Raw genomic sequence first — 11,992 nt, 5'->3', positions numbered from 1 at the left:
CTCGCCGGGGAGTTCACGCCGGTAAGATCGGCAAGTTCGGCGACGGGCGATTAGCTCAGCGGTAGAGCACTACCTTGACATGGTAGGGGTCACAGGTTCGAACCCTGTATCGCCCACCAATTCGGTGACGAAAGGCCTGGCGCGAGCCGGGCCTTTCTGTTTTCGGCGTTCCGGGGCGTTCGGACCCGGCCTGGGCCCTGGCCCGCCCCCGCGTAGGCGCGTTCTCGTTGACTTGGCCCCGTTCGTCCCCAACTATTAGCGGTATCGACGCGGCATCCGGCCGCGTCCCGCGAATGAGGTGGCCCGCCCGACGGCTGGCCTAGCGTGCGACATGGACACTACCTGCGCCCATCGTTGAACCGTCCGAGGCTGCCGCCCACGCAGGCGCCCTCGCGGCGCTTTTTTCTTGCGTCCGGCTCGTCCGGTCCCCGTTTGCTCCATTCCGTCCCACTCCCGTAACGCAGCTCCGTCCCCGCACGTCGGGCGCCCGCGACTCAGGTCGCGTCTCCGCCGGCAGGCGACGGTTCGGCCTTAACGGGCGGCGACCTTCCCTAATCGAATCCAGATCCCGAACGCCATGATCGCCATTACGCTCCCCGACGGCAGCCGCCGCGAATTCGAACAGCCCGTATCCGTCATGGAGGTCGCCGCCTCGATCGGCGCCGGCCTGGCCAAGGCCACCGTCGCCGGCGAAGTCGACGGCAAGCTGGTCGACGCCAGCGACCGCATCGACCACGACGCCAAGCTGCGCATCATCACCCCCAAGGATCCGGAAGGCGTCGAGATCATCCGCCACTCCTGCGCGCACCTGGTCGGGCACGCGGTCAAGCAGCTGTATCCGAGCGCGAAGATGGTGATCGGCCCGGTGATCGAAGAAGGCTTCTACTACGACATCTGGTACGAGCGCCCGTTCACGCCCGAGGACCTGGCCGCGATCGAAGCGCGCATGGTCGAGCTGATCGACAAGGACTACGACGTGATCAAGAAGGTCACGCCGCGCGATGAGGTGATCGAAGTGTTCGCCTCGCGTGGCGAGGACTACAAGCTGCGCCTGGTCGAGGACATGCCCGAGGAGAAGTCCATGGGCCTGTACTACCACGAGGAATACGTGGACATGTGCCGCGGCCCGCACGTGCCCAACACGCGCTTCCTCAAGGCCTTCAAGCTGACCCGCATTTCCGGCGCCTACTGGCGCGGCGATTCCAAGAACGAGCAGCTGCAGCGCGTCTACGGCACCGCCTGGGCGGACAAGAAGCAGCTGTCGGCCTACATCCAGCGCATCGAGGAAGCCGAAAAGCGCGACCACCGCCGCATCGGCAAGCAGCAGGACCTGTTCCACCTGCAGGAAGAGGCGCCGGGCCTGGTGTTCTGGCACCCCAAGGGCTGGTCGATCTGGCAGGTGGTGGAGCAGTACATGCGCCGCGTCTACCGCGAAAGCGGCTACGGCGAGGTGCGTTGCCCGCAGATCCTGGACGTGTCGCTGTGGCAGAAATCCGGCCACTGGGACAACTACAAAGAGAACATGTTCTTCACCGAGTCGGAGAAGCGCACCTACGCGGTCAAGCCGATGAACTGCCCGGGTCACGTGCAGGTGTTCAACCAGGGCCTGCACAGCTACCGCGACCTGCCGATCCGCTACGGCGAGTTCGGTTCCTGCCACCGCAACGAGCCCTCCGGTGCGCTGCACGGCATCCTGCGCGTGCGCGGCTTCACCCAGGACGACGGCCATATCTTCTGCCTGGAGGACCAGATCGAGGCCGAAGTGACGGCCTTCCACCAGCAGGCGCTGGCGGTCTACGGCGACTTCGGCTTCGAGGACATCCAGATCAAGATCGCGCTGCGTCCGGACTCGCGCCTGGGCGACGACGCCACCTGGGACAAGGCCGAGGCCGCCCTGCGCAGCGCCCTGGGCGCCTGCGGGGTGGAATGGCAGGAGCTGCCCGGCGAGGGCGCGTTCTACGGCCCCAAGATCGAGTACCACCTCAAGGACGCGATCGGCCGGACCTGGCAGCTGGGCACGATGCAGGTCGATTTCATGATGCCCGGCCGCCTGGGCGCCGAGTACGTGGACGAGCACAGCCAGCGCCGGACCCCGGTGATGCTGCACCGGGCCATCGTCGGCTCGATGGAGCGTTTCATCGGCATTCTGATCGAGCACCACGCCGGCCAATTCCCGGCCTGGCTGGCCCCGATCCAGGCCACGGTCATGAACATCACCGACGCCCAGGCCGATTATGTGGATGAGGTCCGGAAACTCCTTGCAAATCAAGGGTTCCGGGTCCAGTCCGATTTGCGGAACGAAAAGATCGGCTATAAGATTCGCGAGCACACGCTGCAGCGCGTGCCGTACCTGCTCGTGGCCGGCGACCGCGAGAAGGAAAATGGCATGATTGCGGTACGCACTCGGGGAGGGGAGGACCTGGGGACGATGACCGTCGCCGAGTTCGCCTCGCGTTTGCAGGACGAGAGCGTCGCATAAGCGCGCAGCACGCAGTTTCAGACTCCGTCCCGGACAGTCCGGGACGGCCCGACACGGAACGCCGTGTCTATATTGGAGATGGCAACAATCAGTACCCCCGAGAAGCCGAACCGTAAGAACCAGGAAATCCGCGTACCGCGCGTGCGCGTGATCGGCAGCGATGGCGAAATGATCGGCGTGCTCACGCGCGACGAGGCGTTGCGCCAGGCCGAAGAGGAAGGCCTGGATCTGGTCGAAATCCAGCCCAACGCCGATCCGCCGGTCTGCAAGATCATGGATTTCGGCAAGTTCCGCTTCGAGCAGCAGAAGAAGGCCAACGAGGCCAAGAAGAAGCAGAAGCAGGTCGAGATCAAGGAACTCAAGTTCCGTCCGGTGACCGACGAAGGCGACTACCAGATCAAGCTGCGCAACATGCGCCGGTTCCTGGAAGAAGGCGACAAGGTCAAGGTCAACATCCGCTTCCGTGGCCGCGAAATGAGCCATCAGGAGCTGGGGCGCGAGATGGCGGCCCGGATCGAGGCCGACCTGGGCGACGAGATCGTGATCGAGTCGCGTCCGCGCCTGGAAGGGCGGCAGATGGTCATGATGATCGCGCCGAAGAAGAAGACCTGATCGCCCTGCAGTACCGGGCCGGTCCGAAAACCCCCGCCTTGCGCGGGGGTTTTTGTTGGCCGGGGCGGCAGCCGGGGGGCGGCTGGCGGGCCGGCGCAGGGCCGCGGGGCGGGTGTATCGTGGCCTTCGGAGGCCGGCGTAGCGGGCCCGGGCCGGCGCAGCGGCGAAGATGAACCGTGATGTCGTTCACGGATCGGGGCCGGGCGACGACTTGTTCCGGTCATGCCTACACGGCACCATGCGGTGGGGTAGGTGCGCGAGGGGCGCGCCGTGAGGTGCTGATGCGACTGGATCGCGCGAAGGCCCGAAGGATGGCGACCGCCATCTTGCTGTCAATCGCCGCAAGCGCGGCCTGTACGACTTGCGCCATGGAGACGAACGCAATGCTCGCAACCCAAGCGCGCCCTAGCGCGCAGGACATCTTTCCGGACCCGAAGGTCGCGGCGCTGGCCGAGGCGGTCGCCGACGGCGACGTCGCCGCCATCCGCACGCTGGCCGCGGGCGTCGATCTTTCGGCGCGCGGCGACAAGCAGGTGACCCTGCTGCAGTGGGCGCTGCTCAACCAGCGCCTGGACAGCCTGAAGGCGCTGCTCGACGCCGGCGCCGATCCCAAGCAACCGGGCGTGGACGGCGACACCGTGCTGCACATGGCCGCGGCCGCCAACGACGCGTCCTATCTGACCGAACTGCTGGCGCGCGGGGTCGATCCCAACGTGCGCAATCCCGAATCCGGCGCCGGCCCGCTGCGCGCGGCGCTGATGGGCGAGCGCGAGGCGCAGTTCCGCGCCCTGCTGGCGGCGGGCGCCGATCCCAACCTCGCCGACCGCCTGGGCAATACGCCGCTGCACATCGCCGGCCAGATCAACGAGCCGGCGCGTGCGCTGGACCTGCTGCAGGCCGGCTCGAACCCGACCGCGCGCAATGCCCAGGGCGTGACGTTCCAGCGCTACCTGTTCATGACCCGCGCGTCGTTGTTGAACGCGGAAACGCGCAAGCAGCGCGAAGCGGTCGAGGCCTGGCTGACCGGCCACGGCGTCGCGCTGGAAGGGCCGCGCTGAGCGCATAGCACACCACCGGGAACCGGCCGTGCGCGGCCGGCCCGTCCATAGCGGCAACACGCCGGTAAGTGGCAAGGGGAGCGTCAAGGATGAATGCACAGATCGATCCGGACCGCCTGCGCGATCAGGGCCCGCGGCCCTCGTTCGCCGACGAAGTGCGCGGGCAGAACGCGCAGCCGGTGGACATGACGTTGGCCAAGCTGATGCGCGACGTCTACGACTACGACCGCAACGGCCGCCAGGAAGGCGTCGGCGCGTGGAAGCCGATGGGCGAGGACGAGCTGCGCCAGGCCGGCATCGACCCGACCCTGCTCAAGAACCAGAGCAGCGGTTTCCTGGCGGTGATCTACGGCGACGGCCAGGGCCGTCACGTGCTGGCCTATAGCGGCACCGACGAGGCCAAGGACTGGCTGACCAACTTCGGCCAGGGCCTGGGCTTCGAGACCTCGCAGTACAACCAGGCGATGGCGCTGGCGCGCCAGGCCAAGGTCGCCTTCGGTCAGGACATGGTGATCACCGGCCACTCGCTGGGCGGCGGCCTGGCCGCGGCGGCGGCGGTGTCCACCGACACCCCGGCGATCACCTTCAACGCGTCCGGCGTGCACGACAAGACGCTGGAGCGCATCGGCCTGGACCCCGACGCGGTTAAGCGCGAAGCCGGCCAGGGCCTGATCCGCCGCTACGCGGTGGACAACGAAATCCTGACCGAGCTGCAGGAAAACAAGCCGATCATCCGCCACCTGATGCCGGACGCGCTGGGCCACAAGATCGAGCTGCCCGATCCGGATCCGCAGAGCTTCTGGCAGCGCCTGAACCCGGTGAAATCGATCAAGCACGGCGTCGAGATGCACTACATCGACGCGGTGATCGAGGCGCAGGAAAAGAAGTTCGGCAAGGACTTCGAAAACCGCGCCGAACACACGGCCGCGCGCATGAACGACCCCGCGCATCCGGCCAACCCGCTGTACCGGCAGTCCTACGACGGTGTGCAGGGCAGCGCGGTCGCGCGCGGCCTCAACGGCGGGCAGACCGAGCAGCTGGCGGGCGCGCTGGCGCTGGAAGCCCAGCGCGGCGGCCTGCAGCGCATCGACCAGGTGGTGTTCGGCGAGGACGGCCGGCGCGCGTTCGCGGTCGAAGGCCAGCGCCCGGAGTCGCAGCGCGTCGCCCATGTCGACGTCGCGGTCGCGCGCGAGCAGCCGCTGGCGCACAGCAGCGAACAGTCGTTGCAACTGGCCCAGCGCAATGCCGCCCAGGCCCAGCCGGGGCAGGGCCAGGAACCGCCCAGCGCCACCCGCGGCCGCTGAGGCGCCGCCGCCGCAGGGCGCCGATCCGCGCCGGGCACCGGCCCGGCAAATCCATGATTTGCATGGAAATTCGACCCGGCCGGGTTTGCAACCCGGGCCGGGTACGGGCATAATGCGCGGCCCGGTTCGCCGGGTTTGTTGTGCGCAACACTCAGGACCTGTTACTGATCTCGTTTTGGATCAATGACTTACAAGCCGGCAAGGGCAGGACGGAAAGAGTGGCTCAGCCACCGCCCAGGCCAGTGACATAACTCCGAAAGGACATCGCAATGCCCAAGATCAAGACCAATCGGGCGGCAGCCAAGCGCTTCCGGAAGACCGCTTCCGGCAAGTTCAAGTGCGGCCACGCCAACAAGAGCCACATCCTCACCAAGAAGGCCACCAAGCGGAAGCGCAACCTGCGGCAGACGAACCATGTTCGTCCCGAGGACGCAGGCCGTCTGGTCCGCATGCTGCCGTATCTCTGAGGAGGACTGAACAATGGCACGAGTCAAGCGTGGTGTTACGGCGCGCCGCCGTCACAAGAAAATCCTGAAGCAGGCCAAGGGCTACTATCACGCCCGCCGCAAAGTCTTCCGCGTCGCCAAGCAGGCGGTCACGAAGGCCCTGCAGTACGCCTACATCGGTCGTAAGCAGAAGAAGCGCAATTTCCGTTCGCTGTGGATCACCCGCATCAATGCGGCGGCCCGCATCAACGGCATGAGCTACAGCCGTTTCATGAACGGCCTGCTCAAGTCCGGCATCACCCTGGACCGCAAGGTGCTGGCGGATATCGCCGTGCACGATGCGACGGGTTTTGCGGCGCTGGCCGAAAAGGCGAAGAGCGCGCTCGCGGCGTAACCTGTTTCCATCCCCGTCCCGAGCCACGTGCCCCGCACTGGTTCGGTGCGAGGACAACGTGGTTAAGGCATGGGGAAGGGCGCAAGTCCTTCCCCATTGCCGTTTTTGGGCCTCGGTAATCCGCTCGTTGACGGGCGTTCCTACGAAAGGCGTACAGGAAGCAGATCCCCATGGGTGACATCGAACAACTCAGCCAGCATTCGCTGGCGCAGATCGCCGAGGCGAGCAGTTCCGACGCGGTCGAGGCCCTGCGCATCGCGCTGCTGGGCAAGTCGGGCAGCGTCACCGCGCAGCTCAAGCAACTGGGCGCGTTGCCGCCGGAACAGCGCAAGACCGCGGGCGAGGCGATCAACCGCGCGCGCGACCTGCTGACCGCCGCGCTCAACGAGCGCAAGCTGGCGCTGGACGATGCCGCGCTGGACGCGCGCCTGGCTTCGGAATCGATCGACGTGACCCTGCCCGGCCTGGACGCCGGCGTCGGCGGCCTGCATCCGGTCAGCCGCACCATGGAGCGCATCGCCGACATCTTCGGGCGTCTGGGCTTCGCGCTCAGCGACGGTCCCGAGATCGAGGACGACTGGCACAACTTCGAGGCGCTGAATTTCCCGCCGCACCATCCGGCGCGGGCGATGCACGACACCTTCTATTTCCCGCCTGATAACAGCGGGCCCGACAGCGCCGGCGTCGCGCGTTTGCTGCGCACCCACACCTCGGGCGTGCAGGTGCGCTACATGCTGCAGCACCAGCCGCCGCTGCGCATGATCGCGCTGGGAAAGGTCTACCGCAGCGACAGCGACCAGACCCACACGCCGATGTTCCACCAGTGCGAGGGCCTGCTGGTGGACGAGCACGCCAGTTTCGCCGATCTCAAGGGCACGCTGAGCGAGTTCGTGCGCGCGTTCTTCGAGCGTGATTTCGAGATGCGCTTCCGCCCCAGCTATTTCCCCTTCACCGAGCCCTCGGCCGAAGTCGACATCGCCTGGCAGCAGCCGGACGGTTCGACGCGCTGGCTGGAGGTGCTGGGCTGCGGCATGGTCCATCCCAGCGTGTTGCGCAACGTGGGCATCGATCCTGAGAAGTACACCGGCTACGCCTTCGGCCTGGGCGTGGAGCGCTTCGCGATGCTGCGTTACGGCGTCGACGATCTGCGCAGCTTCTTCGACAACGACGTGCGTTTTCTCAAGCAGTTCGCTTGAGCGGATGCGGCAGACGGTAAGCGCCGCGGCGACGGTGTCGTGTCGGTCCCTCATCCCCGCGTAGGCGGGGGTCCAGGGGTCGATCCGGGCATGACGCTGAAGTCTCTGGATCCCCGCTTTCGCGGGGATGACGAGCAAAGGCCGAAGCCGCACCGCTGCCATTTCCCAGTACCGAATACTGAAATCCAGCCTCTCAAACCCTAGATTCTCGCCCCCAGCCTCCCGAGCCTCTTATGAAATTCTCCGAAAACTGGCTGCGCCAGCACGTGCCCACCGACGCGAGCCGCGAGCAGCTGGCCGCGACGCTGACCGCGATCGGCCTGGAAGTCGAGGAAGTGACGGCGCTGGGCGATGGCCTGGACGGCGTGGTCGTGGGCCATATCCTCAGCGCGCAGAAGCATCCCGAGGCCGACCGCCTGCAGGTGTGCCAGGTCGAGATCGGCGACGGCGCCACCGTGCAGATCGTGTGCGGCGCGCCCAATGCGCGCGCCGGCCTCAAGGCGCCGCTGGCGACCGTCGGCGCGAACCTGCCCGGCGGCATCGCGATCAAGGCCGCCAAGCTGCGCGGCGTGGAGTCGTTCGGCATGCTGTGCTCGGCCAAGGAACTGGGCGTGGACCCGGACGCCTCCGGCCTGCTCGAACTGCCGGACGATGCGCCGGCCGGCGCGCCGCTGGCGCAGTACCTGGGGCTGCCCGACGCCAGCATCGAGATCAAGCTCACGCCCAATCGCGCCGACTGTTTCAGCGTGCGCGGCATCGCCTACGACGTCGCCGCCGCCTGTGGTTCGCAGGTGGTGGCGTTCGACGCCACGCCGATGCCGGCGCTGATCGACAGCGAACTGACCGTCGAGCTGGACGCCGAGGCCAAGGTGCCGCGCTTCGTCGGCCGCGTGATCGAAGGCGTCAACGCCGCCACGGTCACGCCGGTGTGGATGGTCGAGCGCCTGCGCCGCAGCGGCGTGCGCCCGATCAGCTTCCTGGTCGACGTGACCCAGTACGTGATGCTGGAACTCGGCCAGCCCATGCACGCCTTCGACCGCGACACTCTGACCGCGCCGATCGTGGTGCGTCCGGCGCGCGCCGGCGAACAGACCAAGCTGCTCGACGGCCGCACCGTCGCGCTGGATCCGGATTTCCTGGTGGTGTCCGACAGCCAGGGCGGCCGCGGCGCGCGCGCCGTGGCCCTGGGCGGCATCATGGGCGGCCACGACACGCGCGTCACCGACGCCACCCGCAACGTCTTCCTCGAGGCCGCGCACTGGATTCCGTCGGCCATCATCGGCCGCGGCCGCAAGCTCGGCCTGCACACCGACGCCGGCCACCGTTTCGAGCGCGGCGTGGACCCGCAGCTGCCGCGCCAGGCGGTGGAAGTGGCGACCCGCCTGATCGTCGAGATCGCCGGCGGCGCGCCCGGCCCGGTGACCGAAGCGGTGCTGCCGCAGCACCTGTCGCAGCCGCAGCCGGTGAGCCTGCGCCGCGAGCGCCTGGCGCGCGTGCTGGGCCTGCGCATCGCCGACGCCGAAGTCGAACGCATCCTCGTCGCGCTGGGCCTGACCGTCGAGAACGCGGCGGACGGTTGGCGCGTGACCGCGCCCAGCCGCCGCTTCGACATCGCGATCGAGGAAGACCTGATCGAGGAGATCGCGCGCATCCACGGCTACGACGCCATCCCGACCACGCTGCCGGGCGGCGCCACGCGTCTGGTCGCGCCCAGCGAAACCCGCGTCGAGGCGGGCGTGATGCGGCGCCAGCTGGCCGCGCGCGACTACCTGGAAACCGTCAACTACGCCTTCGTCGACGCCGACCTGCTGGCGACCTGGCAACTGCACGAGGGCGGCGTGGCGCTGGCCAATCCGCTCAGCGCCGAACTCGGCGTGATGCGCACCAGCCTGTTGCCGGGCCTGGTCGCCGCGCTGGGCCGCAATGCCGCGCGCCAGCAGTCGCGCCTGCGCCTGTTCGAACTCGGCAATGCGTTCGCCGCGCGCGCCGGCGAGGCGCCGCTGGAGACCCAGCGCATCGCCGCGGCCGCCTGCGGCGAGGTCGGCGGCGAGCAATGGAACGGCAAGGGCCGCGCGGTCGGCTTCCACGACCTCAAGGGCGACCTGGACAGCCTGGCCGCGCTGGCCGGCGCGCGCCTGGAGTACCGCCCCTCGCAGCCGGCCTGGGCCCATCCGGGCCGCTCGGCCGACGTCTATCGCGTCGATCAGGACGGGCAGGCCCGGCGCCTGGGCTGGATCGGCCAGTTGCACCCGCGCCTGCAGCGCGCGCTGGACCTGGACGTGGAGGTGGTCGCGTTCGAGCTGGATCTGGCACCGCTGTCGCAGCGCGCCGTGCCGCGCGCCGGCACCCTGTCCCGGTATCCGTCCGTCCGCCGCGACCTCGCGTTCGTCGTCGCGCAGGAGACGGCCTGGACGGCGATTTCGGCCTCCGTTCAGGCGGCCGCGGGCCCGTCCCTGCGCGATCTGGTGTTGTTCGACCGCTACCAGGGCAAGGGGGTGGAAACCGGATTCAAGAGTCTCGCTATGGGCTTGATTCTGCAGGATGAATCACGCACCCTGACCGACCGCGATGTGGAAGAAGTGGTGACGGCGGTGATGGCGGCGATCGAGCGCGACCACGGCGCCAAGATCCGCGCCTGAACGCGCATCGCGGCTGAGAACAGGGGAAACGATGTGGCATTGACCAAGGCGGAAATGGCGGAGCGTCTGTTCGACGAAGTCGGACTCAACAAGCGCGAAGCCAAGGAATTCGTCGACGCGTTCTTCGATGCGTTGCGCGAGGCGTTGGAGCACGGCCGGCAGGTCAAGCTGTCGGGTTTCGGCAATTTCGATCTGCGCCGCAAGAACCAGCGGCCGGGACGCAATCCGAAGACCGGCGAGGAAATTCCGATTTCGGCGCGGACGGTGGTGACCTTCCGTCCGGGACAGAAACTCAAGGAGCGGGTGGAGGCCTATGCTGGATCCGGGCAGTAATCGCGAACTTCCGCCGATCCCGGCGAAGCGCTACTTCACCATCGGTGAGGTCAGCGAGCTGTGCGACGTCAAGCCGCACGTGCTGCGTTACTGGGAAACCGAATTCCCCACCCTCAACCCGGTCAAGCGCCGCGGCAACCGTCGTTACTACCAGCGCCACGAAGTGCTGATGGTGCGCCAGATCCGCGGCCTGCTGTACGAACAGGGCTACACCATCGGCGGCGCGCGCCTGCGTCTGGAAGGCGAGGCCGCCAAGGACGAGTCGGCGCTGAGCTCGCAGATCATCCGCCAGGTGCGGATGGAACTGGAAGAAGTGCTGCAGCTGCTGCGGCGCTGAGTCTTTACGGCTATACTTGCCACCCGCTCGCGAGAGCGGGGACATCGCAACACGTTCGGGGCGTAGCGCAGCCTGGTAGCGCATCTGCCTGGGGGGCAGAGGGTCGTCGGTTCAAATCCGGCCGTCCCGACCATCCGATGTCATCGCAACGCCCGGCCCGTGCCGGGCGTTTTGCGTTTTGGGGTCGCGATGCGCGGCGTGGCGGCGGTGTCAGGCGCGGGCGGCCGCTTCGGCTTGCGCGGCCGGTCGCGGCGCCGATGCGGGTTTCAGCCGCAAGGCGGGTCGTTCGACGCAATGCCAGGACAGCCAGGCCAGCGGCAGGGTCGCCGTCACAGTCAGCGCCAGCATCGTCAGGTACGGGCGCTGCGCACCTAGCGCGAGTACCAGCAGTTGCTGGACCGGGAACGCGTACAGGTACAGGCCGTAGGACAGGTCGCCGTGGCGGCCGGCATGTTGCCACACCGGCCAGGCGCGCACGCCGATCTGGACGCTGAGCACGGCCGCGATCAGGGCGATGCCGAACGAAGGCTGGCTCAGGCGCCAGACCAGCGCGCCCAGGGCGAGCATGAGCAGCGTCGGCACCGGCCGCAGAAGGCGGGGACGTTCGTGCAGCAACACGCCGAAACCGAAGGCGATGCCGAAGGTAGCCAACTGGCCGTCGATCCAGGGCAGCTTCGCGAACGTGCCGGTGGCCCAGGCGATCAGCAGCAGGCCGATCATCAGCAGGCCGGTTCTGCGGGTCGTCATCGCCAGGAGCGCGAACAGCAGATAGCAGTCGATCTCCAGCGCGATCGTCCACAAGGAACCGTTCACCGCCGGCAGCGGGTTGTCTTCAAAACTCGCTATGCCCAGCCAGTACAGGGCCGCGACGGTCAGCAGTTGCAACACCACCAGCGCTGGCGCCACGCGCAGGAAGCGCCGCAGCGCAAAACGCAGCAGGTGCGAATCACGTTCCCAACTGCGTGCGATCAGATAGCCGCTGATCGCGAAGAACAACATCACACCCCAACGCCCCAAGGTGATGCCGGCCAGATGAGGTTCCCCGAGCCCGAGCACCGCGAACTGGTGACTGATCAGTACGGTCGCCGCGCCCAGCAGGCGCAAGCCGTCGAAGTTGTTGTGATGATGCATCCAGCGGACTCGCACACGCTTCCCTGCGGCCATTCTTGTCAGGCCGACGCCGCCCCTTCAAGA

The 11,992-nt window shown here is 67.6% G+C and carries 11 protein-coding genes and 2 tRNA genes; 12 read left to right on the top strand and 1 reads right to left on the bottom strand.

Features of this window, described 5'->3' with window-relative positions; genetic code table 11:
• Positions 1 to 44 precede the first annotated feature (44 nt).
• The 12 genes from LVB77_RS15885 to LVB77_RS15830 all read left to right on the top strand — a co-directional run bounded on the left by LVB77_RS15885 (position 45) and on the right by LVB77_RS15830 (position 10,931).
• Positions 45 to 119 (top strand) — tRNA-Val (locus LVB77_RS15885).
• Positions 120 to 577: 458 nt separating this feature from the next.
• Positions 578 to 2,479, top strand: coding sequence for a threonine--tRNA ligase (gene thrS, locus LVB77_RS15880; RefSeq protein ID WP_232907051.1), 1,902 nt, complete (start codon positions 578 to 580; stop codon positions 2,477 to 2,479).
• 78 nt (positions 2,480 to 2,557) lie between these two features.
• Entirely contained in the window at positions 2,558 to 3,091 is a 534-nt protein-coding gene (gene infC / locus LVB77_RS15875) for a translation initiation factor IF-3 (RefSeq protein ID WP_232907050.1), read from the top strand.
• Positions 3,092 to 3,474: 383 nt separating this feature from the next.
• The gene (locus LVB77_RS15870; RefSeq protein WP_232907049.1) at positions 3,475 to 4,149 is read left to right on the top strand and encodes an ankyrin repeat domain-containing protein; all 675 of its coding nucleotides are present in this window, start codon (positions 3,475 to 3,477) and stop codon (positions 4,147 to 4,149) included.
• Between the two features lie 89 nt (positions 4,150 to 4,238).
• Positions 4,239 to 5,453 (top strand): XVIPCD domain-containing protein, encoded by a 1,215-nt coding sequence (locus tag LVB77_RS15865; protein ID WP_232907048.1) that lies wholly within the window; start codon positions 4,239 to 4,241, stop codon positions 5,451 to 5,453.
• Between the two features lie 269 nt (positions 5,454 to 5,722).
• Positions 5,723 to 5,920 (top strand): 50S ribosomal protein L35, encoded by a 198-nt coding sequence (gene rpmI, locus LVB77_RS15860; protein WP_055902747.1) that lies wholly within the window; start codon positions 5,723 to 5,725, stop codon positions 5,918 to 5,920.
• A gap of 13 nt (positions 5,921 to 5,933) precedes the next feature.
• Positions 5,934 to 6,293, top strand: a complete 360-nt coding sequence (gene rplT / locus LVB77_RS15855; protein ID WP_232907047.1) for a 50S ribosomal protein L20 — start codon at positions 5,934 to 5,936, stop codon at positions 6,291 to 6,293.
• A 170-nt stretch (positions 6,294 to 6,463) separates the two neighbouring features.
• The gene (gene pheS / locus LVB77_RS15850) at positions 6,464 to 7,489 is read left to right on the top strand and encodes a phenylalanine--tRNA ligase subunit alpha (protein WP_232907046.1); all 1,026 of its coding nucleotides are present in this window, start codon (positions 6,464 to 6,466) and stop codon (positions 7,487 to 7,489) included.
• A 233-nt stretch (positions 7,490 to 7,722) separates the two neighbouring features.
• Positions 7,723 to 10,128, top strand: a complete 2,406-nt coding sequence (gene pheT, locus LVB77_RS15845) for a phenylalanine--tRNA ligase subunit beta (RefSeq protein WP_232907045.1) — start codon at positions 7,723 to 7,725, stop codon at positions 10,126 to 10,128.
• Between the two features lie 33 nt (positions 10,129 to 10,161).
• Complete coding sequence (ihfA, locus tag LVB77_RS15840) at positions 10,162 to 10,461, top strand: integration host factor subunit alpha (RefSeq protein WP_055902738.1); 300 nt, start codon at positions 10,162 to 10,164, stop codon at positions 10,459 to 10,461.
• Entirely contained in the window at positions 10,442 to 10,798 is a 357-nt protein-coding gene (locus tag LVB77_RS15835; protein ID WP_055902735.1) for a MerR family transcriptional regulator, read from the top strand. Before ihfA ends, LVB77_RS15835 begins: the two co-directional genes overlap by 20 nt.
• A gap of 56 nt (positions 10,799 to 10,854) precedes the next feature.
• Positions 10,855 to 10,931, top strand: a tRNA-Pro gene (locus LVB77_RS15830).
• A gap of 77 nt (positions 10,932 to 11,008) precedes the next feature.
• Here LVB77_RS15830 and LVB77_RS15825 read toward each other — a convergent pair.
• A complete protein-coding gene (locus LVB77_RS15825; RefSeq protein WP_232907044.1) occupies positions 11,009 to 11,929 on the bottom strand; it encodes an acyltransferase in 921 nt (306 codons plus the stop codon).
• Between the last annotated feature and the right edge of the window lie 63 nt (positions 11,930 to 11,992).

It is taken from the genome of Lysobacter sp. 5GHs7-4 (genome assembly GCF_021284765.1).
Lineage (GTDB): Bacteria > Pseudomonadota > Gammaproteobacteria > Xanthomonadales > Xanthomonadaceae > Lysobacter.
Note: the sequence above shows the minus strand (reverse complement) of the source record. Positions and strands in the feature narration are given on the sequence as shown.

What these genes read in the sequence shown, in the direction of transcription:
- LVB77_RS15825 (WP_232907044.1), bottom strand. Translation starts at nt 11,929, where the DNA reads ATGCATCATCACAACAACTTCGACGGCTTGCGCCTGCTGGGCGCGGCG.
- LVB77_RS15835 (WP_055902735.1), top strand. Translation starts at nt 10,442, where the DNA reads ATGCTGGATCCGGGCAGTAATCGCGAACTTCCGCCGATCCCGGCGAAG.
- thrS (WP_232907051.1), top strand. Translation starts at nt 578, where the DNA reads ATGATCGCCATTACGCTCCCCGACGGCAGCCGCCGCGAATTCGAACAG.
- rpmI (WP_055902747.1), top strand. Translation starts at nt 5,723, where the DNA reads ATGCCCAAGATCAAGACCAATCGGGCGGCAGCCAAGCGCTTCCGGAAG.
- infC (WP_232907050.1), top strand. Translation starts at nt 2,558, where the DNA reads ATGGCAACAATCAGTACCCCCGAGAAGCCGAACCGTAAGAACCAGGAA.
- pheT (WP_232907045.1), top strand. Translation starts at nt 7,723, where the DNA reads ATGAAATTCTCCGAAAACTGGCTGCGCCAGCACGTGCCCACCGACGCG.
- LVB77_RS15865 (WP_232907048.1), top strand. Translation starts at nt 4,239, where the DNA reads ATGAATGCACAGATCGATCCGGACCGCCTGCGCGATCAGGGCCCGCGG.
- rplT (WP_232907047.1), top strand. Translation starts at nt 5,934, where the DNA reads ATGGCACGAGTCAAGCGTGGTGTTACGGCGCGCCGCCGTCACAAGAAA.
- LVB77_RS15870 (WP_232907049.1), top strand. Translation starts at nt 3,475, where the DNA reads ATGCTCGCAACCCAAGCGCGCCCTAGCGCGCAGGACATCTTTCCGGAC.
- pheS (WP_232907046.1), top strand. Translation starts at nt 6,464, where the DNA reads ATGGGTGACATCGAACAACTCAGCCAGCATTCGCTGGCGCAGATCGCC.